We start from the raw sequence: 23,901 nt of genomic DNA on the forward strand, positions 1-23,901 counted from the left end.
TCGTTTCGGAGAATCCATGCAAACCGTATCGATGCTGATCGGCGGCGAACGCCGCCACTCGTCCAGCGGCGCGACCTTCGTGCGCCGCAACCCGCTCGACGGCGAAGTCGCGTCGAGCGCGCCTGCCTGCACGCTCGACGATGCGCGCGCGGCGGCCGACGCGGCCGCCCGCGCGTTTCCCGAATGGGCCGCGCTCGGCCCGGGCGCGCGCCGCGCGCTGCTGCTGAAGGCTGCCGCCGCGCTCGAAGCGAAGCACGACCAGTTCGTCGCCGCGATGGCCGCCGAGACCGGCGCGTCGGCGCTGTGGGCGGGCTTCAACGTGCACCTGGCCGCGAGCGGGCTCGTCGAGGCCGCGTCGCTGACCACGCAGGTCGGCGGCGAACTGATCCCGTCGGATGTGCCCGGTTCGCTCGCGATGGGCGTGCGGCAGCCGGCCGGCGTGGTGCTCGGCATCGCGCCGTGGAACGCGCCGGTGATCCTCGCGACGCGCGCGCTCGCGCTGCCGCTCGCATGCGGCAACACGGTCGTGCTCAAGGGCTCCGAGCTGTGCCCCGTCACGCACGGGCTGATCGTCGAGGCGCTGCAGGAGGCCGGCTTGCCGGCGGGCGTCGTCAACTTCGTGACGAACGCGCCCGAGGACGCGGGGCCCGTCGTCGACGCACTGATCGCGCATCCGGCCGTGCGTCGCGTGAATTTCACCGGCTCGACGCGCGTCGGGCGGATCGTCGCCGAAGCATGCGCGCGTCACCTGAAGCCGTCGGTGCTCGAACTCGGCGGCAAGGCGCCGTTCGTCGTGCTCGACGATGCGGATCTCGACGCGGCGGTCGCGGCGGCCGCATTCGGCGCGTTCGCGAATTCCGGGCAGATCTGCATGTCGACCGAGCGGATCGTCGTCGATGCATCGATCGCCGACGCGTTCGTCGCGAAGCTCGCGGCCAAGGCCGCGTCGCTGCCGCTCGGCGATCCGCGCCAAGGGCCGGTCGTGCTCGGTTCGCTGATCGACATGAAGGCCGTCGAGCGCTGCAACGCGCTGATCGACGATGCGCTCGCAAACGGGGCGACGCTGCTGTGCGGCGGCAAGTCGGACGGCACGCTGTTTCCCGCGACGCTGCTCGATCACGTGACGCCCGCGATGCGGATCTACGCGGAGGAATCGTTCGGGCCGGTGAAGGGCATCGTGCGGGTCGACGGCGAGGCCGCGGCGATCCGCTGCGCGAACGACAACGCGTTCGGGCTGGCATCGGCCGTGTTCAGCCGCGACGTCGCGCGCGCGATGCGGGTCGCGGCGCGCATCGAATCGGGCATCTGCCACGTGAACGGTCCGACCGTGCACGACGAGGCGCAAATGCCGTTCGGCGGCGTGAAGGACAGCGGCTTCGGCCACTTCGGCGGAAAGGCCGGCATCGCCGCGTTCACGGATCTGCGCTGGATCACCGTGCAGACCGCGCCGCGCCACTATCCGTTCTGAGAGGCCGCCGACGATGAAGATCGCGATTCTCGGCGCCGGCGCCATGGGCTCGCTGTTCGGCGCGCGACTGGCCGAGCACGGCGAGGCCGTCACGCTGATCGACGTGAACGATGCGCATCTCGATGCGATCCGGCGCGACGGACTGCGCGTCGACGACGATCGCGGCGAACGCCGCGTCCATGCGTTGCAGGCAGTGCGGCCGGAAACGGCGAATGCGCAGGCGAGCGCATCGCCCGACATGCCGTTCGATCTGCTGATCGTCTTCACGAAATCGCTGCACACGCGTGCGGCGCTCGAAGGCGTGCGCGCATTGCTGACGTCGCGTACTTGCGTGCTGACGCTGCAGAACGGCCTCGGCAACGTCGAGACGCTGAACGCGTTCGTGCCGCTCGAACGGATTCTGGTCGGCGTCACGACCTGGCCGGCCGACTTCGCCGGCACAGGGCACGTGCGCTCGCACGGTGCCGGCACGATTCGCATGATGACGGCAGACGGCGCGGCGCGCCCGTTTGCGGCTGCCGTGGCCGATACGTTCTCGCGTGCCGGCCTCGCGTGTTCGCTCGATGCCGACGTGTGGGCCGCGATCTGGGAAAAGGTCGCGTTCAATGCGGCGCTCAACACGCTGTGCGCGGCGACGGGTTGCACGGTCGACCAGCTCGGCCGCGTGCCCGACGGCCCGCGGCTCGCACTCGCGATCGCGGCGGAGACGGCCGCCGTCGCGCACGCGAAAGGCATCGCGGTGGACGGCGAGCGCATCGCGCGCAACGTCGAGCATGCGATCCACGCGCATCGCGGCCATCGGCCGTCGATGCTGCAGGACGTGCTCGCGGGCCGCCGCACCGAGATCGACGCGATCAGCGGCAGCGTCGTCGCGGCCGCGCGCGAGACGGGTATCGCGGTTCCGCATACCGAGACGCTGCTCGCGCTCGTCAGGCTGATCGACGCGCGCGGCGGCTAAGCGTCGCGCCGGCGGCGGGCTTGCGCCGCACGACGATCCGCGCGCGCCGCGTGCGCGCGATGTTGCCGGATCGGGAAGGATGGGACAAGACGCGGGGCAGGCGCCGATGCACGGGCGTCGACCGACCGTGCAGCACGAGATCCGGGCACGCGCAAGCGCCAGTCCGGGCAATTGGAGACGCCATGAATCTCATCGAATGCCGTAGTCTTGCCGCGCGCCGTTCGGGCGCGATGTCGCCGATACTGCCGATACCGCTGATGTCGTTGATGTCGCCAATGTCGCCGACGCATCGCACACGGGAGGCCGCATGAGCACGCGCGACGAATTGCAGCCGCCACCGGTCGACATCGGCACGACGCTCGACGACGGACCGTTCACGACGATGCAGCGTTGCGTGGTGCTGCTCGCCGCGCTCGCGATCGTGCTCGACGGCTTCGACGGCCAGTTGATCGGGTTCGCGATTCCGGTGCTGATCCGCGAATGGGGAATCACGCGCGGCGCGTTCGCGCCGGCGGTGGCCGCCGGGCTGATCGGGATGGGCATCGGCAGCGCGTGCGCGGGTATCGTCGCGGACCGTTTCGGGCGCCGCCAGGCCGTGATCGGCAGCGTGTTCCTGTTCGGCATTGCCACCTGCGCGATCGGCTTCGCGCCGGATGTCGCGACGATCGCGATGCTGCGCTTCTGCGCGGGGCTCGGGATCGGCGGCGCGCTGCCCACGGCCACGACGATGACGGCCGAATACACGCCCGCGCGGCGCCGCACGATGATGGTTACGGCGACGATCGTCTGCGTGCCGCTCGGCGGGATGCTGGCCGGGTTGTTCGCGCACGAGGTGCTGCCGCGCTACGGCTGGCGCGGGCTGTTCTTCGCGGGCGGCGCGCTGCCGCTCGTGCTCGGCTTCGTGCTCGTGCGCGCGCTGCCCGAATCGCCGCGCTTTCTGGCGCGGCGCCCCGCACGCTGGCCGGAACTCGGCGCATTGCTCGCGCGCATGCAGCGGCCGGTCGCGCCCGGCACCGTGTTCACCGATCTTCGCGACGCACGCGCGCCCGGCGCGCGCGGCGGCTTCGGCGCGTTGTTCGCCGGCGGCCAGGCACGCGACACGATCGCGCTGTGGTGCGCGTTCTTCATGTGCCTGCTCGCGGTGTATGCGGCGTTCAGCTGGCTGCCGACGATGCTGGCCGCGAGCGGGCTGAGCGTGTCGGTCGCGGGCTCGGGGCTCACCGCGTACAACCTCGGCGGCGTGATCGGTGCGCTGCTGTGCGCGTGGGCGATCGCGCATGCGGGTTCGCGCTGGCCGCTCGCGCTGTGCAGCATCGGCGGCGCGGCGAGCGCGGTGTGGCTGCTGGGTGTCGATGCGGGGCGCCACACGGGCTGGCTGATCGTCGGGCTCGGCGTGCACGGCCTGTTCGTCAACGCGGTGCAGTCGACGATGTATGCGCTGTGCGCGTACATCTACCCGACGGCGGTGCGCGCGACCGGCACCGCGAGCGCGCTCGCGTTCGGCCGGCTCGGCGCGATCCTCAGCGCGTTCGCGGGCGCGCTCGTCATCACGGCGGGCGGCGCGACGGCGTACCTGACGATGCTGGCCGTCGCGATGAGCGTGGTATGCGTCGCGCTGCTCGCGATGCGGCGGCACATTCCGCGGCTCACGCGCGAACGCGCGTTGCCGGGCGAAGGGGAGGAACTGGCCCGCACGTCGTCGTGACGCGCGGGTCGCATGACATGCGCGCCCGTTACAGCGTGGTGCGCACGTGCCAGAGCTCGGGGAACAGCACGACGTCGAGCATCTTGCGCAGATACGGCGCGCCGCTCGTGCCGCCCGTGCCCTGCTTGAAGCCGATGATGCGCTCGACCGTCGTCACGTGACGGAACCGCCACTGGCGGAATGCGTCCTCGAGATCGACGAGTTCCTCGGCCATCTCGTAGAGCTCCCAGTGCTGCTGCGGGTGACGGTAGACCTCGAGCCACGCGGCCTCGACGGTTTCGTCGTGCCGCATCGGCTGCGTCCAGTCGCGCTCGAGCCGCTCGGGCGCGATCGGGAAGCCGCGCCGCGCGAGCAGGCGCACGACTTCGTCATAGAACGACGGCGCCTCGAGCGTCGCGCGCACCTGTTCGAGGATGTCCGGCCGGTGCGCGTGCGGCTGCAGCATCTGGACGTTCTTGTTGCCGAGCAGGAACTCGAGCTGCCGATACTGATACGACTGGAAGCCCGACGACTGGCCGAGATACGGCCGCATCGCCGAATACTCGGACGGCGTCATCGTCGACAGCACGTTCCACGCCTGCACCAGCTGCTCGAGGATGCGCGACACGCGCGCGAGCATCTTGAACGCGGGCGGCAGCGCGTCGCCGCGCACCGCATCGAGTGCGCCGCGCAATTCGAACAGCGCGAGCTTCATCCACAGCTCGCTCGTCTGATGCTGGATGATGAACAGCATCTCGTTGTGATCGGGCGACAGCGGATGCTGCGCGTCGAGGATCGAATTCAGCGACAGGTAGTCGCCGTAGCTCATCGACTTCGAGAAATCGAGCTGCGCGTTGTGCCAGCCGGCTTCGCCCGACGTATCGCCGGGCACGTGCGGGGCTTCGTGCGCCGGGTGGGCCGCGCGTGCGCCCGAGAACGGGCAGCCCGCCGGCGCATCGTCGCCGGGTGGCTGCATATGACCAGAATTCACGACTTTCTCCAGAATTGAATGACGGGGGCGCGGCGCGCCATGCGCATGTCGGCGCGGCACGCCGGGCAAGAACCGGTCAGGTCACCGCGCCGCGCTCGGCGAACTCGGGTGCCTTCCACGCATCGGTGGCCAGGATGTCGCGCAGCGTCTCGACGGCATCCCACACGTCGACGAAGCGCGTGTAGAGCGGCGTGAAGCCGAAGCGCAGCACGTAAGGCTCGCGGTAGTCGCCGATCACGCCGCGCGCGATCAGCGCCTGCATCACCTCGTAGCCGTGCGGATGCTCGAAGCTCGCCTGCGAGCCGCGCTGGTGATGCGCGCGCGGCGTGACGAGCTTCAGCGACAGGCCCGCGCAGCGCGCCTCGACGAGCGCGATGAACGCGTCCGTCAGCGCGAGCGACTTGCGGCGGATCGCGTGCATGTCGGTCTGCAGGAACACGTCGAGCCCGCATTCGACCATCGACATCGACACGATCGGCTGCGTGCCGCAGAGGAAGCGCGCGATGCCCGGATCGGGCGCGAAGCCCGGCTGCATCGCGAACGGCGCACGGTGGCCCCACCAGCCCGACAGCGGCTGCGAGAAGTGCGCGTGATGGCGGTGCGGCACCCACACGAATGCGGGCGAGCCGGGGCCGCCGTTCAGGTACTTGTACGTGCAGCCGACCGCGCCGTCCGCGTGCGCGCCGTTCAGGTTGACCGGCACCGCGCCTGCCGAATGCGCGAGATCCCACAGCATCAGCGCGCCCGCGTCGTGCACGAGCTGCGTGACGGCCGGCATGTCGTGCATGTAGCCGGTGCGGTAGTTCACGTGCGTGATCATCGCGACGGCCGTGTCGGCGCCGAGCGCGCCGGGCAGGTCCGCCGGATCGTCGATCAGGCGCAGCTCGTAGCCGCCGCCGAGCTGTTCGATCAGGCCTTGCGCGATGTACAGGTCGGTCGGGAAGTTCGAGCGCTCGGACACGATCACGCGGCGCTCCGGCGCGCGCTCGGCCTGGTGGCGCACCATCGCCGACAGCAGCTTGAACAGGTTGATCGAGATCGTGTCGGTCACGACGGTCTCGCCGGGCGCGCCGCCGATCAGCGTCGCGAGCTTGTCGCCGAGGCGGCGCGGCAGCGCGAACCAGCCGGCGGTGTTCCAGCTGCGGATCAGGCCTTCGCCCCATTCGGCGCCGATCACCTGTTGCGCGCGGGCGGCGGACGCGCGCGGCTGCGCGCCGAGCGAGTTGCCGTCGAGATAGATCACGCCGTCGGGCAGCGCGAACTGGTCGCGCAGCGGGGCGAGCGGGTCGTCGCGGTCGAGGGCGAGCGCGTCTTCACGGGTCTTGATCATGATGTCGGGTCAGTGGTTCTCGGTTCAGTGGTTCGGTGAATCAGGCGGACCGGCCGGGCAGCGCGCGCAGCACCGCGCGCACGGGGCTCGCGTCGAGCGTCGCGAGCTTCAGCGGCAGCGCGATGAGTTCGTAGTCGCCGGGCGGCACGTCGTCGAGCACGATTCCCTCGAGGATCGCCATCCGGTGCGCGCGCACGCGGTGATGCGCATCCATCGTCTTCGATTCCTGCGGGTCGAGCGACGGCGTGTCGATGCCGATCAGCTTCACGCCGCGCGCGGCGAGCAGGTCGACGGTCTCGGGCGCGACCGCGCAGAAGCCGCTGTCCCATTGCTCGACGCTGGCGCGCGCATAGGTGCGCAGCAGCACGCGCGCCGGCACGGCGTCGAGCGCGGCCTCGATGTCGGCCGGGCGCACGACCGGCGACGCGCCGATGCAGTGAATCACGCGGCACGGGCCGAGATACGTATCGAGCGGCACCGCGCCGATCGGCGCGCCGTCGGCGTCGTAGTGGAGCGGCGCGTCGCAGTGCGCGCCCGTGTGCGGCGACAGCGTCAGGCGCGCGACGTTGACCGGCGAGCCGGCCTCCATCCGCCAGACGCGTTCGACGGAAACCGGCGTGTCGCCCGGCCACACGGGGGTGGCGGGGCTGACGGGCGGCGAGATGTCCCAGAGTGTGTCCATGGCATGACGAATCGGTGAATCGATCCTTCGAATGATAGGTGGACGCTCGCAGAAAGTGCTTGCGAAATAAACATGGACAATCCGCCCGATTGGCAGATAATTCGAATCAGAGGGAAAACGGGGACCAAAAATGCACGCGATCACGCTCGATGCCACCGACTGCCGGATTCTGGCGGTACTGCAGGAGGAGGGCAGAATCAGCAATCTCGACCTGGCGGAGCGAATCTCGCTGTCGCCGTCCGCCTGCCTGCGCCGCATGCGCCTGCTCGAGGAGCAGGGCGTGATCGAGCACTATCGCGCGTGCCTGAGCCGCGAGAAGCTCGGCTTCGAGCTCGAGGCGTTCGTGCAGGTGTCGATGCGCAACGAAGAAAATCAATGGCACGAGCGCTTCGCGGAAGCGCTGCGCGAATGGCCGGAGGTGGTCGGCGCGTTCGTCGTGACGGGCGAGAGCCACTATCTGCTGCGGGTGCTCGCGCACAACCTCAAGCACTACTCGGATTTCGTGCTGAACCGGCTCTACAAGGCGCCGGGCGTGATGGACATCCGTTCGAACATCGTGTTGCAGACGCTGAAGGACGAAGCGGGCGCGCCGGTCGGGCTGGCCCGCATGGGGGCGATCAAAGCGGTGTGAGGCCGTGGAAGCCGCCGCCGTGGAACACGAGCGGCGCTGCGGCATCCGATGCGGTCCGCACGCCGCAGCGTTCCACTTCGCCGACGAAGATCACATGGTCGCCTTCGTCGTAGCGGCTGCGGTTGTGGCACTCGAACCACGCGAGCGCGCCGTCGAGCACCGGCATGCCCGAGTTGCCGGCCGCGTGCGCGATCCCTTCGAAGCGGTCGCCCTTGTAGGTCGAGAAGCGCTTGCACAGGTCGAGCTGCGACGCCGCGAGCACGTTCACCACGTAATGGCTGTTGTTGCGGAACACCGGGGTCGATGCCGATTTGTGCGCGAGGCTCCACAGCACGAGCGGCGGGTCGAGCGACACCGAGTTGAACGAGCTCGCGGTGATGCCGATCAGTTGCCCGGACGGCGCACGCGTCGTGATGACCGTGACGCCGGTCGCGAACTGGCCGAGCGCCTGGCGAAAGGCGGCCGAATCGAAATCCGGCGGGGTGGCGTGGTTCATCGGGCGGCCATCCGGAACGAAACGGACGGGCGCGGCGCGCGGCGAATGCGGGGGGCGCGGCGGACGAATGGCGGCAAGGCCGGGGCGGTCGGTCGGGAAGTGGTGCGCATGGCGCGATTTTAGCGGAATCGCGACCGCCGGGCCCGTGCGGACGGCACATCGCGGGGCGAGCGTGAGGTAGCGAACACTGTCGCGCGGCGCCGGCGTCGTGCTGGGGCGAGGGTTCCGCGCCTTTCGTCGGGGCGCCATCGGCGGGCGCGCTTCGCGAGCGAGCCGGGCGCTATCGCGCCGCCGCCAGCCCGAACGACACCGCACCCGTCAGGATCAGGCTGGACGCCCACACCGCATCGAGATTGAACCAGCTCCGCGCGACGAACTTCAGCCCGAGATAGCGGTACACGAGCCAAGCGAGCACGCCGCCTGCGCCGATCATCGCGGCTGCGTGCACGGCCGCGACGACGAGCGCCATCCCGAGATGCGCATCGACCAGCGCGGCCGCCGCGCGGTGGCCGGCGTCGCGGTCGAGTCCGCAGAGCCCCAGATAGATCGGCACCAGCATCAGTCCCGCGCCGTGTGCGAGCGCCACCGCGAACGACCACAGTCCGAGCCGCGCGGGCGGGATCCGCGCGAGCGCACGCGGGTGTCGCCGCCGGATCAGCAGCACCGCGCCGAAGCCGATCACGAGCGCGCTCGCGCCGATCCGGATCGCCGGCTGCCACGCCAGCAGCACGGCAAGCAGACCGAACGGCAGCATCACCATGAACACCGCCAGCGCATGGCCGAGCGCGAGATAGCCGAGCGCCGCGACGAGTGCGCCGCCGCGGCGCGTCATCAGTGCGTTCGACACCGCGAGCGGCCAGCCCATCGCCGGATTGAGCCCGTGATAGACGCCGCTCGCGAGTACGGCTGCCCACAGCGCGAGCGGCGCGGAGAAGGCGGTGTTCAACGCCTGACCGACGGATAGCAGAACGAGTCGGTCGAGCAGTCGCCGCCTTCGAGCCGAATCTGATGGGCGCGATAGCCGTCGGGGAAGTCGACCCAGTAATCGTCGGCGAGCGTCAGCCGGCCATCCGGCCCCGCGTGCGCGAGCACCTGCGCGGCCGGCACGCCGTCCGGATAGAACTGGTCGTCCCACGTCGAGTAGAGCGAGTTGGTCCAGTACACGCGGCGCCCGTCGCGGCTGATCTCGACCATCTGCGGGCCGCCGGCGAACGCGCGGCCGTTCGTGTGCGGCGCGCGGCGCACGATTCCGCCGATGCGCACCGATCCCGCGAGCACCGGATGATGCGGATCCGACACGTCGTACTGGCGCATCTCGCCGGTGCCCCAGCACGACACATACAGAAAACGGTCGTCGAGCGACAGGTCGATGTCGGTCACGAGCGGCGGCACCGCGCCGAAAGCCTTGAGCAGCGGCGGCAGCTCGTCGGCCGCGGCCGGCTCCGGCGGAATCGTCGCCGTCTTCTTCGCATGAAACCGGCCATCCTCGCGCCACCAGGTCCAGATCGATCCTTCGAGCGTGGTCGTATCGACGACGACGCCGACGAACCCGTATTCGCGTACCGGATCGTGTGCGGGCCGCACCTCGAGCGCCATCTGGTGCTGCGCGCCGAGATCGATCGTCTGCACGTTGCGTCGCGCGTGCAGGTCCCAGAAATGCAGCCGGTGGCCGTAGCGGTTCGCGAGCAGGTCTTCCGGCACGATGCCGTTCTCGAATTGCGGCGGCAGCGCCCATTCGCTCGACACCATGTAATCGCGCGGCAGGTTCCACCAGAAGTCGTAATGCTTGTCCTGCGGGCCGCGATCGATCTCCCAGCGGCCGAGGACGTCGAACGTCTCGCAGTCCATGATGAAGATGCCGGGCGAACCGTCGGTGCCGTCCTTGCCCGCGCCGCCGAGCGTGCTCACATAGATGCCTTCGGGGCCGCAGTGGACCGTATGCGGCCGCGAATAGCCAGTCTTCGCGAATACTTCGTCGGGCTCGATGATCTTGTGGATGCGCGCCTGCGTCGGGTGCGGCTTCGTGTCGATCACGTAGATCCGCGACGAACGCAGGCCAGGGATGATCAGGAAGCGGCGCTCGAGAAACGCGTGGCCGGTCAGCGGCGACAGCGAAGACGAACACGCATTCCAGCCGAAGTGGTGAAATTCGTCGCCGGTGTTCGGCATCGTCACCGTGTGCACGATCTTGCCGTAGGTCGGCGAGCCCGGCTTCACGTCGATCACGGCGAGTGCGTCGGGTCTGGAAAAATCGGGGCTCAGCAACAACGTATAGGCGAATTCCTCCGCCGGCGCCTGCATCGCAAGTTCCGGCGAAGCGTGAAATGTCGGGTCAGGCCGCATGCTCATCGTGGTGCCTCTCTCGGTCGTATCGGATCACGGGCGCACGGCCGTTCGCTGCGAACGTGCGGCTCCGAATGCCCTGGCCGCCGCGCGCGATGGGAGAGCGCGCAGCGCGATGCATCAGGTCGGGAAAACGGGGAAGCGCGGTGCGCCGGGTCGCCGCGCATTGCATGCACGGCGGTGCGAGGGCGTGAAAGCGGCGGCGCGCGGTGCACCGGCGGTCGGGCCCGCAATGCGGGCGGTTTCTGTCAAGGCGTGCATATCGATGTTCCGGCAGATGATGTGGGCATCAGGGCGGGCAGGCATCGGACGCTGCGTGCAGCCGGACGGTGTGACGTCGCGGCGAAGCGTGCCTAAGTGTAGTCGAGAAACGCGCGGCGGGTCGTGCGCGGCGCGCATGCCGTTCTGCCGGATTCGCGCGCGAGTGAGATACTTGAACGCTGCCGCTGCGCACCGGGCGACCGGGGCCGCGGCCATATGGATCGGCGGCACCGGGCGCCCGTTGCGCGTGCCGGCCGTTGTCATCAACGAGGTAATGATTTCATGGTGAACGAGATGCTTGAAACCGCGACTGTGGGCGGCGGGTGCTTCTGGTGCACGGAGGCCGTGTTTCTCGACGTCGACGGCGTGACGGCCGTCCAGTCGGGCTATGCGGGCGGCCATACGCGCAATCCCGGCTATCGCGACGTCTGCGAAGGCGACACCGGTCACGCGGAGGTCGTGCAGGTAACGTTCGATCCGGCGCGCATCGGTTATCGCGAGATCCTCGAGATCTTCTTCGCGACGCACGATCCGACCCAGTTGAACCGGCAGGGCAACGACGTCGGCACGCAATACCGTTCGGTCGTGTTCACGCATTCGGATGCGCAGCGCGACATCGCGCTCGACGTGATCCGCGAGCTGGAGCGCGAGCAGGTGTTCGGGCAGCCGATCGTCACGCAGGTCGTGCCGCTCGACGACAACTACTGGCCGGCCGAGGACTATCACCAGAACTATTACGCGCGCAATCCGGGGCAGGGCTACTGCTCGGTCGTGATCGGGCCGAAGCTCGCGAAATTCCGCCAGAAGTTCTCGCACCGGCTGAAGTCGCTGCGCGGCGCGTAACCGTTTCGCCGGCGCGCGAGCGGCGTGCGCGCCGCGATTCTCAGGCCGCCTCGCTGCGCCAGTGCGCGCACGCGGCGGCGATCTCGCGCGCGAGCGCGAGACACGACAGCGGCGCGGAGCCTTCCGCCTTGTTGTTGATCGTGATGATCACGGGCTGCCCGGCCAGCGCGTAGCGCGCGGCCAGTTCCGCGAGTGCCGAGCGCGTGGCCGGATCCTCGTCGACGAGCTTGTCGAACGGCTCGTATTTCGCCTTTGCCTGCTCGTACTTGAAACCGCCATGCAGGCTCCAGCGCACGATCAGCGGACCCGGCGCATCGCCGTCGAGCAGCGCGAGCGCGGCCGCCTGGCGCAGCGGGTCGGGCATCCGCGCATGCAGGCCGACGCAGTACCGCACGCCCAGCGCCGCGAGCGCGCGGATGAAGCGCGGCGTGAGCAGGCTTGCGTCGCGGATCTCGATTGCGTAGCGCGTGCCGTCGGCGTCCGGCGGCAGCGCCGGCAGCGCCGCGAAGAATGCCGACAATCGATCGATCAGCGCGGCCGGTTCGGCGAGCAGTTGATCGGGCATCGGGGAAAACTGGAACACCAGCACGCCGGCCTTTCTGCCGAGCCCTTCGAGGCACGGCTGCACGAATTCGCGCGTGGCGAGCTGCGCATCGAGAAAGGTCGGGTTCGGGCCCGACGGCTCGCCGCGCCGGCCGCGCACGACCGCGTCGGTGACGGACGCCGGCGCCTTCACGACGAAGCGGAAGTCGTCCGGCACCTGCTGCGCATAGCGCAGGTAGTCGGCCACCGACAGCGGCCCGTAGAACGATCGGTCGAGGCTCACGCTCCTCAGCAGCGGATGTGCGCCATATGCCTCGAGTCCTTCGCGCGACAGCTTGGCCCGCGCGAAATCGCCGTCGTACACGATGCCGTCCCAGCCGGGGAAATACCACGACGACGTGCCGAGCCGCACGTTCGGCGGCAGCGCGGCCGCCGCGTCGGCGACTTCCGCGGAAACCGGTGCGGGCGGCACGCCGGGCCGGCTTCGCCGATGCGGCCGGTGGCGACGGTTCGTCCCACAGCAGGCCGGAGGCGGGGGCCGCTTCCGGCTCGGCGCGAGGGCGCGGCGATGCACGGCCGGCTCGGGCACGCGCCTTTGCCGATCGGGCAGCGTCGGGTTCGTCGGGCGTCGCGGGTTCGCTCGCGCGTGCGGACGCGTCGTCAGCGCGCGCGCCGTCGGGCGACGCGCCGAACAAGTCGAATTGCTCGTCGGCGTGCGACCCGTCCGGTACGTCGCGCTGCTGTCGTTGCGGCGCCGTGTTGCGCCGCGTCCTGCCGTCACCCATGCATGCCCAGCGTGAAGTGCCGCCTAGCGCGGCAGCGTGTGTTCGTACATGTATCGCCGCGACCACGGCAGCGTTTTCGCGCTGCGTCCGGCCTTGCGGCACACGATCTGGAAGATCGACACGTCGTCGTGCTCGAACGCGTACGCGCAACCGGCGAGATACACGCGCCAGATGCGGAATTTTTCGTCGTCGACCAGCGCGCGAGCCTGTTCCGCCTTCGCTTCGAAGTTCTCGGTCCAGATCTCGAGCGTGCGCGCATAGTGCCGCCGCAGGCTTTCGACGTCAATCGCCTCGAGGCCGCCGCGCTGCGCCGCTTCCAGCGCAAGGCTGATGTGCGGCAGCTCGCCGTCCGGGAACACGTAGCGGTCGATGAATTCGCCGCCGCCGAGCGCCGTTTCGCCGCTTTCGGCGTCGGTCGACGTGATCCCGTGGTTCATCGCGATGCCGTCGTCGGTCAGCAGGTCGTGCACGCGGGAGAAATAGAGCGGCAGGTTCTTGCGGCCGACGTGCTCGAACATCCCGACGCTGGTGATGCGGTCGAACTGCCCGTCGATCTCGCGGTAGTCCTGCAGCCGGATCTCGATCTTGTCCTCGAGCCCGGCGGCTTTCACGCGCGCGGTCGCGAGATCGAACTGGTTCTGCGACAGCGTCACGCCGAGGCACGTCGCGCCGAACTTCTGTGCGGCGCGCAGCACGAGCGCGCCCCAGCCGCAGCCGATGTCGAGCAGCCGCTGGCCGGGCTCGAGCCGGATCTTGGTCAGGATATGGTCGATCTTCTTGATCTGGGCGGTCGCGAGATCCTCGTCGCCGTTCTCGAAGTACGCGCACGAGTACACCATGTTCTCGTCGAGCCAGAGCTGGTAGAACTCGTTGGAGACGTCGTAGTGATACTGGATCGCCTTCTTGTCGGTGCTTTTCGTGTGATTGAAGTAGCGCTTCACGCGCGCGAGCTTGCTTGCGCTGGTGACCGTGCTGCGCGCGAGCGCGTAGCTGATGTTGATGATGTCCGACAGCCGGCCCTCGATGTCGATCTTGCCCTTCACGTACGCCTCGCCGAGATTGTCGAGGCTCGGTTCGAGCAGCAGCGGCAATGCCGACGCGCTGTTGACCTTCAGCGTGACCTGCGGTGCGCTGAAGGTGCCGAAATCGAGTTGATCGCCGTTCCACAGCACGAGTCGCGCCGGTATGTTCGCTTTCGCCCGTACTTCGTCCGCCCACTGTGCCAGCTTCTTTTCCCAGAACATTTGGATTCTCCGTTTGTTCGTTGAATCGAATACAGCCAGGTATCCTGACCGGCGCCCGCCTCTCGCGAGGCGGGCGCCCGGATGCAACACGAGACACGGCCGGCGCGCGCCGGCACCGCGGCAGCCGCGCTTACGGCGACAGGCGCGAAATCGTCCAGCCCGACTCCGCCGCGGCATCGCGCGTATAGAGCAGGCGGTCGTGCAGCCGCGACGGGCGGCCTTGCCAGAACTCGATCGCGTCGGGCACGACGCGATAACCGCCCCAGTGCGGCGGGCGCGGCGGGTTCTCGCCGTAGCGTTCGGCCACGGCCTTTTCGCGCGCTTCGAGCGTCGCGCGGCTGTCGATCACGGCGCTCTGGTCGGATGCCCACGCACCGATGCGCGAGCCGAGCGGGCGCGACGCGAAATAGCGATCGCTTTCGTCGGCGCTGGTTTTCTCGATCCGGCCTTCGATGCGCACCTGGCGCTCGAGCTCGATCCAGTAGAACAGCAGCGCCGCGTGCGGATTGGCGGCGAGATCGCGGCCCTTGCGGCTTTCGTAGTTTGTAAAGAAGACGAACCCGCGTTCGTCGACGCCCTTGATGAGCACGATTCGGGCCGACGGCCGGCCGTCGTCGCCGACGGTGGCGAGCGTCATCGTGTTGGGCTCGGGCAGTTTGGCGGCGAGCGCCTCCTTGAACCAGCGGTCGAACTGGACGAAGGGGTCGGGGGCGGCATCGGCTTCGTCGAGCGAAGCACGCGAATAATTGATGCGGAGATCGGCGAGAGTCGTCATGTTATGCAAACGCTTCAATCTGGGGGGCAGTATAGCGAACGCGCGAGAATCGTGCGTGCACAGGAGCGCGTGCCGGCGGGGAGTTCAGGCAAAATAGAGGGCTGCACGACTTACGTTTTCCTTGCTGCCATGCCCGCTGCCGACGCTGCCCCGCACAGTTCCTCTGATCTTACCCCGAGCCCGACAATCCAGCTTGACGTGGATCGCGAGCGCCGCTTCGGCGGCATCGCGCGGTTGTACGGCGCGCCCGCGCTCGCGGCGTTCGAGCGCGCGCACGTCGCCGTGATCGGCATCGGCGGCGTCGGGTCATGGACGGCCGAGGCGCTCGCGCGCAGCGCGATCGGCACGCTGACGCTGATCGATCTGGACAACGTCGCGGAAAGCAATACGAACCGGCAGATCCACGCGCTCGACGGCAATTACGGCAAGCCGAAGGTCGACGCGATGGCCGAGCGGATCGCGCTGATCGATCCCGCTTGCCGTGTGAACCGGATCGAGGATTTCGCGGAACCGGACAACTTCGACGCGCTGCTCGGCGGTGGTTTCGACTACGTGGTCGATGCGATCGACAGCGTGCGCACGAAGGTCGCGCTGATTGCGTGGTGCGTCGCGAAAGGGCAGCCGCTCGTCACGGTCGGCGGCGCGGGCGGGCAGCTCGACCCGACGCGCATCCGCATCGACGATCTCGCGCTGACGATCCAGGATCCGCTGCTGTCGAAGGTGCGCGCGCAGCTGCGCAAGCAGCACGGCTTTCCGCGCGGGCCGAAGGCGCGCTTCAAGGTCAGCGCGGTGTATTCGGACGAGCCGCTGATTTATCCGGAAGCCGCCGCGTGCGACATCGAGGACGGCGCGGAGCCGTCCGCCGCCGCGCATGTCGCGGGGCTCAACTGCGCGGGGTTCGGTTCGAGCGTATGCGTGACCGCGAGCTTCGGCTTCGCGGCCGCCGCGCATGCGCTGCGGGCAATCGCGGCGCGCGCCGCGGGCTGAGCGGCAAACCGGCCGCCGCGCAACGCAATGTCGCGGCGCGGTGGGGCCGCCGCGCGCGGCACGCGATTCGGCCAGGCCATTGCGGCCCGGCCGGTCGTTTCTCAGTTGAGCGCCATGCTCAGCTTGCGCCGCCATGCGGCGACGAGTTCGGGGCGATCGCCCGCCAGCTCGAACACCGAGATCATCGTGCGGCGGCCGAGGTCGTCGCCATACGCGCGGTCGCGCAACACGATTTCCAGCAACTGCTCGAGCGCGCCTTCGTATGCGCGTCGCGCGATCAGGCTCTGCGCGAGGTCGAAGCGCGCGTCGAGATCGGCCGGGTTGGCCGCGATGCGCGCTTCGAGCGCGTCGGTCGGCGGCAGGTCGGCCGTCGCGTCGAGCGCATCGAAACGGGTCTTGATCGCCTGATAGCGCGGATCGGCACCCTGCACCGTCTGCGGCGACAGGCGCTCGGCCTCCGCGCGGGCGGCATCCACGTCGTTGTTCGCGAGCAGCAGTTCGATCAGGTCGAGCCGCGCATCGTCGAAACCCGGGTTCAGCGCAAGCGCCGCCTCGAGGTGAGCGATCGCGTCGTCGTGGCGCGACTCGGCGATCGCGTCTTGCGCCGCGCGGCGCTCGGCTTCGTCGGGCGCCGGCAACAGCCGGTCGAGGAACGCGCGCAACTGGCCTTCCGGCAGCACGCCGATGAACTGGTCGACGGGGCGTCCGTCGGCGAACGCGATCACGTGCGGAATACTGCGCGTCTGGAAGTGCGCGGCGAGTTCCTGGTTCTCGTCGACGTTCACCTTCACGAGCTTCCAGCGGCCTTCGTAGTCGGATTCGAGCTTTTCGAGCAACGGGCCGAGCGTCTTGCAGGGGCCGCACCACGGCGCCCAGAAGTCGACCAGCACGGGCGTGTCCAGCGACGCCTCGATGACGTCTTTCTCGAAAGTGGCAAGCGTGGTGTCCATGTCGTTCTCTTCCGTTCGAATGTCGTCAGGATGGGGGCGGCGTGCCCCTTTTTCAACGCGGCTTCGATGCGGGCAGCGGAATCCACTCGGTTTCGCCGGGCACCTTGCCCATTTCCTGGTTCGTCCACGCCTGTTTCGCGCGCTCGATCGCATCGCGGCTGCTGGCGACGAAGTTCCATTCGATGAAGCGCTCGCCGTCGATCTTCGCGCCGCCGAGCAGCATCGCGCGCGCGCCGTTGCCGCTCGCGAGCGTGACGGTGGCGCCGGGCGCGAGCACGGCCATCTGCTCGGCGGGCACCGGCGTGCCGTCGATCGAGAGGTCGCCGTCGACCACGTAGACCGCGCGCTCCTCGTGCGACGCGTCGAGTTCGACGCGGCCGCCGGCTGCGAATTCGGCGGCGACGTAAAGCGTGCGCGAAAACGTCTTGACGGGCGAGCGCAGGCCGAACGCGTCGCCGGCGATCACCGTCAGCGACACGCCGTTCTCGTCGCGCTTGGGCAGCGTGTCGGCCGCATGATGCTCGAACGACGGCTCGGTCGTTTCGTGGGCGACGGGCAGCGCGACCCAGGTCTGGATCCCGTGCACCGTGTGGCCGCTCGCGCGCTGCGCGTCGGGCGTGCGCTCCGAATGGACGATGCCGCGGCCGGCCGTCATCCAGTTCACGTCGCCCGGCACGATTTCCTGCAGCGAGCCGAGGCTGTCGCGGTGCAGGATCGCGCCGTCGAACAGGTAAGTGACGGTGGCGAGCCCGATGTGCGGGTGCGGGCGCACGTCGAGGCCGGTGCCGGCCGGCAGCGTCGCGGGGCCCATGTGATCGAAGAAGATGAACGGGCCGACGAGGCGCGCGGCGAGCGCGGGCAGCGTGCGGCGCACCTGCAGGTTGCCGATGTCGCGGATGTGCGGCTTGAGCAGGGCTTTGATCGAATCGGTCATGGCGAGCCTCGTGGGCAACGGCTGGAATGCCGGTCATTGTACTGGCGGCGCGGTGCAGGCGCGCGCGTGCGGCGCGCGCAGAGGCCCGGGTGCCGCCGGCCACGCGCACGTGCGGGCACGCGTCGTGCGACCGTCATGTGGTCGGATCCGTCGCCGATTCCATGCGTGCCGTGCGGGTATCGGGCCGTGCGGCGAAATTCGGTAGACTGGTCCGCTTTCCGAAAACCATCCGATAACCGAGGAGACGCCGATGATGGCCCCGAAGGACTTGCTGCTCGCGCTGGTCGTGATCCTGGCGTGGGGCGTGAACTTCGTCGTGATCAAGGTCGGGCTGCACGGCATGCCGCCGATGCTGCTCGGTGCGCTGCGCTTCACGCTCGCGGCGGTGCCCGCGGTGTTCTTCGTGCGCCGGCCGCGGATTCCGTGGCGGATGCTGATCCTGTACGGCGCGACGATCCAGCTCGGCCAGTTCGTGTTCCTGTTTACCGGCATGTACGTCGGCATGCCGGCCGGCCTCGCGTCGCTCGTGCTGCAGTCGCAGGCGTTCTTCACGCTCGTGTTCGCGATGCTGTTCCTCGGCGAGCGGCTGCGCGTGCAGAACCTGATCGGGCTCGCGATCGCGGCGGGCGGGCTCGTCGTGATCGCGGCGCAGGGCGGCCGCGCGATGACGCTCGCGGGCTTCCTGCTGACCCTCTGCTCGGCCGCGATGTGGGCGTTCGGCAATATCGTCACGAAGAAGGTCAGCCGTGCGAACCTGGTGTCGCTCGTCGTGTGGGCGAGCCTCGTGCCGCCCGTGCCGTTCTTCCTGCTGTCGCTGTGGTTCGAGGGGCCGCGGCGGATCGAGGCCGCGCTCGCCGGGCTCGACGGCACGTCGATTTTCGCGGTCGTCTATCTCGCGTTCGTCGCGACGCTCGTCGGCTACGGCTTGTGGAGCCGCCTGATGTCGCGCTATCCGGCCGCACAGGTCGCGCAGTTCTCACTGCTGGTGCCGATCGTCGGGCTGGCCTCGTCGGCGCTGCTGCTCGACGAGCATCTGACGGACGCGCAACTGATCGGCGCCGCGCTCGTGATGGGCGGGCTCGCGGTGAACGTGTTCGGCGGGAAGCTGGTGCGCCGCTTCGCGGCGTCGTGACGCGCCGGCACGCAGCGCGTGCCGGCGGGGAAGGGCAGACGGTCAGGCCATCCGGCTCTTCGCGAGCGGCGGATTCGCGGCGAAGTAACGCTTGATGCCGCGGAAGATCGCGTCGGCCATCTCGTCGCGATAGCTGTCGTCGTTGAGCTTGCGTTCCTCGTCAGGGTTGCTGATGAACGCGGTCTCGACGAGGATCGACGGAATGTCGGGCGCCTTCAGCACCGCGAACCCGGCCTGCTCGACCGAGCCCTTGTGCAGCTTGTTGATGCCGCCGACTTCCTTCAGCACGTAGTTGCCGTAGCGCAGCGAATCGCGGATCTGCGCGGTCGTCGACATGTCGAACAGCGCGCGGCTGACTGCCGCGTCCTGGGTCTTGATGTTGATGCCGCCGATCAGGTCGGACGAGTTCTCCTTGTTCGCGAGCCAGCGTGCCGCGGCGCTCGACGCGCCATGGTCGGACAGCGCGAACACCGACGAGCCGCGCGCGGACGGCGTCGTGAAGGCATCCGCGTGGATCGATACGAACAGGTCGGCGCCGACGCGGCGCGCCTTCTGCACGCGCACGTTCAGCGGCACGAAGAAGTCCGCGTCGCGCGTCATCATCGCGCGCATGTTCGGCGCGCCATCGATCTTCGCGCGCAGCTTCTTCGCGATATCGAGCGCGATGTGTTTCTCGTACGTGCCGCCGCCGCCGATCGCGCCCGGATCCTCGCCGCCGTGGCCCGGATCGATCGCGACCGTCAGCAGGCGCACGGTGCCGCCCTTGCCCGATTTCGGTGCGGTGAACTTGTAGGTGTCGCCGTCGTCTTCGCTGTCGTCGCGGCGGGCGATGACGGGCGGCGGCTTGACGGCCGGCTTCGCGGGTGTCGAAGGCGTCGCGGCGGCCGGCGGCGTGCGCGGGGTGGCCGGCGTGTTCTGCGCGAAGCGCTGGAAGAATGCGTCGCTGTTGTCGCCCGCGGCGGGCGGCGGCGCGGCCGGGCCGGCGAGCGTGGTCGGCGGCTGCACCTGCTGCGCGCGCGTGCTGTCGTTGAGCGCCTGTTCCTTGCGCTCCGTCTGCGCGATCAGGTCGGTCAGCGGATCGGGCGCGACGGCCGGATACAGGTCGAACACGAGCCGGTACTTGTAGGTGCCGACCGGCGGCAGCGTGAACACCTGCGGCTTCACCGAGCCTTTCAGGTCGAACACCATCCGCACGACGTGCGGTTGATACTGGCCGACGCGCACCGACTGGATCTGCGGATCGTTCGGCGCAATCTTCGACACGAGGTCGCGCAGCGCCTGGTCGAGCTCGAGCCCGTTCAGGTCGACGACGAGCCGGTCGGGACCCTGCAGCAGCTGTTGGCTATTCTGCAGCGGCTGGTCGGATTCGATCGTGACGCGCGTGTAATCGCGCGCGGGCCACACGCGCACGCCGAGCACCGACGATGCGTGCGCGAGCCGCGGCGCGACCAGGCCGAGCACCAGCGTCGACGCGCCCGCGCACAGGATCTGACGGCGCCGCCAGTTGTGCGTCGCGGTGGCCGCCGATTCGATCGAGCGGAACGGTTTGATCAACATCTTTCGAGACATGCCTTTCCTGAAGCGCTGAACGCCCGGACGGTGAGGGCGCGGCCGTCGCCATCCACGTCGAGCGAAAAAACCAGATCGGGCACGCCGAGCAGGGTGCCCGCCTGTTGCGGCCATTCGACGAGGCAGATCGCGCTGGAATTGAAATATTCGCGAAAGCCCGCGTCGGACCATTCGGCCGGATCGTTGAATCGATACAGATCGAAGTGATAGACCTCTAGTTCCCCATCGTCGCGCGCGAATGCGTATGGCTCGACGAGCGTGTAGGTCGGGCTGCGCACGCGCCCGGCGTAGCCCAGGCCGCGCAGGATCGCGCGCACGAGGGTCGTCTTGCCGGCGCCGAGGTCGCCGATCAGCTGGATCTGCAGCCCGTCGAACGCGTGTGCATGGGCGAGTTCGCTGCGTGCCGCGTCGAGCGCGTGCGCGAAGCGGGTGCCGAAGGCCTCGGTCGCCGCTTCGTCGGCGAGTGCGATCACGCGCTCCGCGAGCGGGACGGGCAGCGTGTCGGCATGAGGCGTATGGGACGTGGCTGGCATTCTCGTAAAATAGTGCGATGAACCGATTACCGGAACTCGCCGCATCCGACAGACCTTCGACGCGTGTCGAAGGCGCGACGCCGTGCGCGCTCGATGATGCGACGTTGACAGCGCTCGCCGCTCGCATCAGGGCGTGGGGGCGCGAATTGGGTTTCGGGGCGATCGGCATCAGCGATACCGATCTCTCGGATGCCGAAGCAGGCCTTGCCGCCTGGCTGGAAGCCGGTTACCACGGCGAAATGGATTATATGGCGAAACACGGGATGAAACGCGCGCGGCCGGCCGAACTTGTGGCCGGTACGCGACGCGTGATTTCCGCACGGCTCGCGTATCTGCCGGCCGAAACGCTCGCCGCCGACACCCGCGATGCGCCGTCCGGCGCACGCGCGCCGCACGACTGGCGTGCACGCGAGCGCGCGCGCCTGGACGATCCGCAGGCGGCCGTCGTGTCGATCTACGCACGCGGGCGCGACTATCACAAGGTGCTGCGCAACCGGCTGCAGACCCTCGCGGAGCGCATCGAGCGCGAGATCGGCGCATTCGGCTACCGCGTGTTCACCGACTCGGCGCCGGTGCTCGAGGTCGAGCTCGCGCAGAAGGCCGGCGTCGGCTGGCGCGGCAAGCACACGTTGTTGCTGCAGCGCGACGCGGGTTCGCTGTTCTTCCTCGGCGAGATCTACGTCGACGTGCCGCTGCCGACCGATGCGCAAACCGCACCCGACGTCGCGCCCGAGACACCCGGCGCGCACTGCGGCAGTTGCACGCGCTGCATCGATGCATGCCCGACGGGCGCGATCGTCGAACCGTATCGCGTCGACGCGCGCCGTTGCATCTCCTACCTGACGATCGAGCTGAAAGGCAGCATTCCGGAGCCGCTGCGGCCGATGATCGGCAATCGCGTCTACGGCTGCGACGACTGCCAGCTCGTCTGCCCGTGGAACAAGTTCGCGCAGGCCGCGCCCGTCGCCGATTTCGACGTGCGGCACGGGCTCGACCGCGCGACGCTGGTCGAGCTGTTCGGCTGGGATGCCGACGCGTTCGACACGCGGATGCAAGGCAGCGCGATCCGGCGCATCGGTTACGAAAGCTGGCTGCGCAATCTCGCGGTCGGGCTCGGCAACGCATTGCGCGCGCCGGCCGATCGGCTTGCGCCCGATGCACGCGCCGCGATCGTCGCCGCATTGCGCGCGCGCGCCGACGATCCGTCGCCGGTCGTGCGCGAGCATGTCGAATGGGCGCTGCGGGCTGCATGAAGGCGGCGTACAGTGTCGTCGTCGCGCAGCGACGCGGCGCGTCTCACCGGTGAGGAGAAGCACATGTTCAACGCAGTCATCGACGCACCGTTCGGCAAGGTCGGCATCCGCACGGATGCCGCGGTGGTGCGCGAGATCGTCTATCTGCCCGAGTCGGTGAAGTCGGTCGAGCCGGATTCGCCGCTCGCCACGCGCGTGGTCGAGCAGATCGAACGTTATTTCGAGCGCGCGTCGGCGCGCTTCGACCTGCCGCTGGCCGACGTCGGCAGCGCATTCCAGCATCGCGTGTGGAGTGTGATCAGCGACATTCCGCCGGGCACGGTGCTCACCTACGGGCAGGTTGCGAAGCGGATCGGCAGCGCGCCGCGCGCGGTCGGCCAGGCGTGCGGCGCGAACTATTTCCCGCTCGTGATTCCGTGTCATCGCGTCGTGGCGGCAGGCGGTCTCGGCGGTTTCGCGAACCACGACGACAATGGCTATTACCAGAAAGTGAAGCGCTGGCTGCTGGCGCACGAAGGCGTGCCGTACTGATGAGTGAACCCTTGCTTTCCCCCGACCCCGCGTCCGGCGCCGACGGCGACGAAGCCGCGGCATCGCCCGCGCTGCTCGCGAGCCGCGCGTCGATCGACGTGTTCTGCGACGCGCTGTGGCTCGAGCACGGGCTCGCGCGCAACACGCTCGACGCGTACCGGCGCGACCTGATGCTGTTCTCGCAATGGCTGGCCGCGACGCACGGCGCGCCGCTCGACTCGGCCGACGAAGCGATGGTGACCGGTTACATCGCCGCGCGCAGCGACGGCAAGGCGACATCGTCGAACCGGCGGCTGTCGGTATTCCGCCGCTATTACGGCTGGGCCGTGCGCGAGCATCGCGCGAGCGCCGACCCGACGCTGCGGATCACGTCGGCGAAGCAGGCCGCGCGGTTTCCGTCGACGCTGTCCGAGGCGCAGGTCGAAGCGTTGCTCGGCGCACCCGACATCGGCACGCCGCTCGGCCTGCGCGACCGTACGATGCTGGAGCTGATGTACGCGAGCGGGTTGCGCGTGAGCGAACTCGTCACGCTGAAGACCGTCGAGGTCGGGCTCAACGAGGGCGTGGTGCGCGTGATGGGCAAGGGTTCGAAGGAACGGCTCGTGCCGTTCGGCGAAGTCGCGCACGGCTGGATCGAGCGCTATCTGCGCGACGCGCGGCCGGCGCTGCTCGGCGCGCGCGCGGCCGACGCACTGTTCGTCACCGGCCGCGGCGACGGCATGACGCGCCAGCAGTTCTGGAACATCATCAAGCGCCACGCGCAGCAGGCCGACGTGCGCGCGCACCTGTCGCCGCATACGCTGCGGCACGCGTTCGCGACACATCTGCTGAACCACGGTGCCGATCTGCGCGTCGTGCAGCTGCTGCTCGGCCACAGCGACATCTCCACCACGCAGATCTACACGCACGTCGCGCGAGAGCGGCTCAGGACACTGCACGCGCAACATCACCCGCGCGGCTAGCGCGGCCCGGGCCTGC

General features: G+C 69.1%; 23 protein-coding genes and 1 pseudogene. 11 read left to right on the top strand and 13 right to left on the bottom strand.

All coding sequences use genetic code 11. From position 1 onward, the window contains the following. Positions 1–16: 16 nt before the first annotated feature. The 4 genes from HW466_RS09940 to HW466_RS09950 all read left to right on the top strand — a co-directional run bounded on the left by HW466_RS09940 (position 17) and on the right by HW466_RS09950 (position 4,131). Entirely contained in the window at positions 17–1,468 is a 1,452-nt protein-coding gene (locus HW466_RS09940; RefSeq protein ID WP_174905680.1) for an aldehyde dehydrogenase family protein, read from the top strand. A 13-nt stretch (positions 1,469–1,481) separates the two neighbouring features. After that, entirely contained in the window at positions 1,482–2,426 is a 945-nt protein-coding gene (locus HW466_RS09945) for a ketopantoate reductase family protein (RefSeq protein WP_174905679.1), read from the top strand. Between the two features lie 182 nt (positions 2,427–2,608). Next, positions 2,609–2,737 (top strand): hypothetical protein, encoded by a 129-nt coding sequence (locus tag HW466_RS32100; protein WP_275405508.1) that lies wholly within the window; start codon positions 2,609–2,611, stop codon positions 2,735–2,737. Next, entirely contained in the window at positions 2,734–4,131 is a 1,398-nt protein-coding gene (locus HW466_RS09950) for an MFS transporter (RefSeq protein ID WP_174905678.1), read from the top strand. The genes HW466_RS32100 and HW466_RS09950 overlap by 4 nt, the downstream gene beginning before the upstream one ends. 28 nt (positions 4,132–4,159) lie before the next feature. On the opposite strand, the gene kynA is transcribed toward HW466_RS09950, so the two are convergent. The 3 genes from kynA to kynB form a co-directional block, all read right to left on the bottom strand. Beyond that, positions 4,160–5,086 carry a tryptophan 2,3-dioxygenase gene (kynA, locus tag HW466_RS09955; RefSeq protein ID WP_060127324.1) on the bottom strand — a complete coding sequence of 309 codons (927 nt, stop codon included), beginning with the start codon at positions 5,084–5,086 and terminating at the stop codon, positions 4,160–4,162. A gap of 91 nt (positions 5,087–5,177) precedes the next feature. Next, entirely contained in the window at positions 5,178–6,431 is a 1,254-nt protein-coding gene (kynU, locus tag HW466_RS09960; RefSeq protein WP_239005963.1) for a kynureninase, read from the bottom strand. 40 nt (positions 6,432–6,471) lie between these two features. Next, on the bottom strand, positions 6,472–7,113 hold the full coding sequence (gene kynB, locus HW466_RS09965; protein ID WP_059450066.1) for an arylformamidase: 642 nt from the start codon (positions 7,111–7,113) through the stop codon (positions 6,472–6,474). A gap of 130 nt (positions 7,114–7,243) precedes the next feature. Between kynB and HW466_RS09970 the strand changes: the two genes are divergently transcribed. Continuing rightward, a complete protein-coding gene (locus tag HW466_RS09970) occupies positions 7,244–7,744 on the top strand; it encodes an Lrp/AsnC family transcriptional regulator (protein WP_044844460.1) in 501 nt (166 codons plus the stop codon). On the opposite strand, the gene HW466_RS09975 is transcribed toward HW466_RS09970, so the two are convergent. The 3 genes from HW466_RS09975 to HW466_RS09985 all read right to left on the bottom strand — a co-directional run bounded on the left by HW466_RS09975 (position 7,731) and on the right by HW466_RS09985 (position 10,589). After that, complete coding sequence (locus HW466_RS09975; protein ID WP_059450139.1) at positions 7,731–8,240, bottom strand: flavin reductase family protein; 510 nt, start codon at positions 8,238–8,240, stop codon at positions 7,731–7,733. The genes HW466_RS09970 and HW466_RS09975 overlap by 14 nt on opposite strands. A gap of 280 nt (positions 8,241–8,520) precedes the next feature. Then, a complete protein-coding gene (locus tag HW466_RS09980; RefSeq protein ID WP_151006067.1) occupies positions 8,521–9,186 on the bottom strand; it encodes a hypothetical protein in 666 nt (221 codons plus the stop codon). Further along, positions 9,183–10,589, bottom strand: a complete 1,407-nt coding sequence (locus HW466_RS09985) for a selenium-binding protein SBP56-related protein (RefSeq protein ID WP_151006066.1) — start codon at positions 10,587–10,589, stop codon at positions 9,183–9,185. Before HW466_RS09985 ends, HW466_RS09980 begins: the two co-directional genes overlap by 4 nt. 537 nt (positions 10,590–11,126) lie before the next feature. On the opposite strand from HW466_RS09985, the gene msrA reads away from it, so the two are divergent. After that, a complete protein-coding gene (msrA, locus tag HW466_RS09990) occupies positions 11,127–11,687 on the top strand; it encodes a peptide-methionine (S)-S-oxide reductase MsrA (protein ID WP_059769592.1) in 561 nt (186 codons plus the stop codon). A gap of 40 nt (positions 11,688–11,727) precedes the next feature. Here the strand turns inward: msrA and HW466_RS09995 are convergent. The 3 genes and pseudogenes from HW466_RS09995 to pdxH all read right to left on the bottom strand — a co-directional run bounded on the left by HW466_RS09995 (position 11,728) and on the right by pdxH (position 15,034). After that, positions 11,728–13,015 (bottom strand): annotated as a pseudogene (locus HW466_RS09995) (DUF72 domain-containing protein). Positions 13,016–13,038: 23 nt separating this feature from the next. Continuing rightward, on the bottom strand, positions 13,039–14,259 hold the full coding sequence (locus HW466_RS10000) for an SAM-dependent methyltransferase (RefSeq protein WP_059506465.1): 1,221 nt from the start codon (positions 14,257–14,259) through the stop codon (positions 13,039–13,041). A gap of 130 nt (positions 14,260–14,389) precedes the next feature. Next, a complete protein-coding gene (gene pdxH, locus HW466_RS10005; protein WP_059450060.1) occupies positions 14,390–15,034 on the bottom strand; it encodes a pyridoxamine 5'-phosphate oxidase in 645 nt (214 codons plus the stop codon). Between the two features lie 129 nt (positions 15,035–15,163). Between pdxH and tcdA the strand changes: the two genes are divergently transcribed. After that, positions 15,164–16,021, top strand: a complete 858-nt coding sequence (gene tcdA / locus HW466_RS10010) for a tRNA cyclic N6-threonylcarbamoyladenosine(37) synthase TcdA (protein ID WP_059450059.1) — start codon at positions 15,164–15,166, stop codon at positions 16,019–16,021. A 101-nt stretch (positions 16,022–16,122) separates the two neighbouring features. Here tcdA and trxA read toward each other — a convergent pair whose 3' ends face one another. After that, complete coding sequence (gene trxA / locus HW466_RS10015; protein ID WP_151006387.1) at positions 16,123–16,971, bottom strand: thioredoxin; 849 nt, start codon at positions 16,969–16,971, stop codon at positions 16,123–16,125. A gap of 52 nt (positions 16,972–17,023) precedes the next feature. Beyond that, positions 17,024–17,905, bottom strand: coding sequence for a pirin family protein (locus tag HW466_RS10020; RefSeq protein ID WP_059769600.1), 882 nt, complete (start codon positions 17,903–17,905; stop codon positions 17,024–17,026). Positions 17,906–18,158: 253 nt separating this feature from the next. On the opposite strand from HW466_RS10020, the gene HW466_RS10025 reads away from it, so the two are divergent. After that, positions 18,159–19,037, top strand: coding sequence for an EamA family transporter (locus HW466_RS10025; RefSeq protein ID WP_174905692.1), 879 nt, complete (start codon positions 18,159–18,161; stop codon positions 19,035–19,037). Between the two features lie 42 nt (positions 19,038–19,079). Here the strand turns inward: HW466_RS10025 and HW466_RS10030 are convergent, their stop codons facing one another. Together HW466_RS10030 and tsaE are read right to left on the bottom strand one after the other, a co-directional pair. Then, positions 19,080–20,606 (bottom strand): N-acetylmuramoyl-L-alanine amidase, encoded by a 1,527-nt coding sequence (locus tag HW466_RS10030; RefSeq protein WP_174905677.1) that lies wholly within the window; start codon positions 20,604–20,606, stop codon positions 19,080–19,082. Then, a complete protein-coding gene (gene tsaE / locus HW466_RS10035) occupies positions 20,588–21,139 on the bottom strand; it encodes a tRNA (adenosine(37)-N6)-threonylcarbamoyltransferase complex ATPase subunit type 1 TsaE (protein WP_059450054.1) in 552 nt (183 codons plus the stop codon). The genes HW466_RS10030 and tsaE overlap by 19 nt, the downstream gene beginning before the upstream one ends. 17 nt (positions 21,140–21,156) lie before the next feature. Between tsaE and queG the strand changes: the two genes are divergently transcribed. The 3 genes from queG (at position 21,157) to xerD (ending at position 23,885) form a co-directional block, all read left to right on the top strand. Then, positions 21,157–22,392: a tRNA epoxyqueuosine(34) reductase QueG gene (queG, locus tag HW466_RS10040; protein WP_059450053.1), complete on the top strand. Its 1,236-nt coding sequence runs from the start codon at positions 21,157–21,159 to the stop codon at positions 22,390–22,392. A gap of 63 nt (positions 22,393–22,455) precedes the next feature. Further along, complete coding sequence (locus tag HW466_RS10045) at positions 22,456–22,923, top strand: methylated-DNA--[protein]-cysteine S-methyltransferase (RefSeq protein ID WP_060346672.1); 468 nt, start codon at positions 22,456–22,458, stop codon at positions 22,921–22,923. Further along, positions 22,923–23,885, top strand: a complete 963-nt coding sequence (xerD, locus tag HW466_RS10050) for a site-specific tyrosine recombinase XerD (RefSeq protein WP_059506473.1) — start codon at positions 22,923–22,925, stop codon at positions 23,883–23,885. Before HW466_RS10045 ends, xerD begins: the two co-directional genes overlap by 1 nt. Positions 23,886–23,901 lie beyond the last annotated feature (16 nt).

Source organism: Burkholderia territorii (genome assembly GCF_902833055.1).
Classification (GTDB): domain Bacteria; phylum Pseudomonadota; class Gammaproteobacteria; order Burkholderiales; family Burkholderiaceae; genus Burkholderia; species Burkholderia territorii.

Bases quoted from the DNA above. Each gene is read 5' to 3' on its own strand.
- kynA (WP_060127324.1), bottom strand. From the start codon at position 5,086: ATGCAGCCACCCGGCGACGATGCGCCGGCGGGCTGCCCGTTCTCGGGC.
- msrA (WP_059769592.1), top strand. From the start codon at position 11,127: ATGGTGAACGAGATGCTTGAAACCGCGACTGTGGGCGGCGGGTGCTTC.
- HW466_RS09945 (WP_174905679.1), top strand. From the start codon at position 1,482: ATGAAGATCGCGATTCTCGGCGCCGGCGCCATGGGCTCGCTGTTCGGC.
- kynU (WP_239005963.1), bottom strand. From the start codon at position 6,431: ATGATCAAGACCCGTGAAGACGCGCTCGCCCTCGACCGCGACGACCCG.
- xerD (WP_059506473.1), top strand. From the start codon at position 22,923: ATGAGTGAACCCTTGCTTTCCCCCGACCCCGCGTCCGGCGCCGACGGC.
- queG (WP_059450053.1), top strand. From the start codon at position 21,157: ATGAACCGATTACCGGAACTCGCCGCATCCGACAGACCTTCGACGCGT.
- HW466_RS09985 (WP_151006066.1), bottom strand. From the start codon at position 10,589: ATGAGCATGCGGCCTGACCCGACATTTCACGCTTCGCCGGAACTTGCG.
- trxA (WP_151006387.1), bottom strand. From the start codon at position 16,971: ATGGACACCACGCTTGCCACTTTCGAGAAAGACGTCATCGAGGCGTCG.
- HW466_RS10020 (WP_059769600.1), bottom strand. From the start codon at position 17,905: ATGACCGATTCGATCAAAGCCCTGCTCAAGCCGCACATCCGCGACATC.
- HW466_RS09970 (WP_044844460.1), top strand. From the start codon at position 7,244: ATGCACGCGATCACGCTCGATGCCACCGACTGCCGGATTCTGGCGGTA.
- tsaE (WP_059450054.1), bottom strand. From the start codon at position 21,139: ATGCCAGCCACGTCCCATACGCCTCATGCCGACACGCTGCCCGTCCCG.
- kynB (WP_059450066.1), bottom strand. From the start codon at position 7,113: ATGGACACACTCTGGGACATCTCGCCGCCCGTCAGCCCCGCCACCCCC.
- HW466_RS09940 (WP_174905680.1), top strand. From the start codon at position 17: ATGCAAACCGTATCGATGCTGATCGGCGGCGAACGCCGCCACTCGTCC.
- HW466_RS10000 (WP_059506465.1), bottom strand. From the start codon at position 14,259: ATGTTCTGGGAAAAGAAGCTGGCACAGTGGGCGGACGAAGTACGGGCG.
- HW466_RS09950 (WP_174905678.1), top strand. From the start codon at position 2,734: ATGAGCACGCGCGACGAATTGCAGCCGCCACCGGTCGACATCGGCACG.
- pdxH (WP_059450060.1), bottom strand. From the start codon at position 15,034: ATGACGACTCTCGCCGATCTCCGCATCAATTATTCGCGTGCTTCGCTC.
- HW466_RS10025 (WP_174905692.1), top strand. From the start codon at position 18,159: ATGGCCCCGAAGGACTTGCTGCTCGCGCTGGTCGTGATCCTGGCGTGG.
- tcdA (WP_059450059.1), top strand. From the start codon at position 15,164: ATGCCCGCTGCCGACGCTGCCCCGCACAGTTCCTCTGATCTTACCCCG.
- HW466_RS10045 (WP_060346672.1), top strand. From the start codon at position 22,456: ATGTTCAACGCAGTCATCGACGCACCGTTCGGCAAGGTCGGCATCCGC.
- HW466_RS32100 (WP_275405508.1), top strand. From the start codon at position 2,609: ATGAATCTCATCGAATGCCGTAGTCTTGCCGCGCGCCGTTCGGGCGCG.
- HW466_RS09975 (WP_059450139.1), bottom strand. From the start codon at position 8,240: ATGAACCACGCCACCCCGCCGGATTTCGATTCGGCCGCCTTTCGCCAG.
- HW466_RS10030 (WP_174905677.1), bottom strand. From the start codon at position 20,606: ATGTCTCGAAAGATGTTGATCAAACCGTTCCGCTCGATCGAATCGGCG.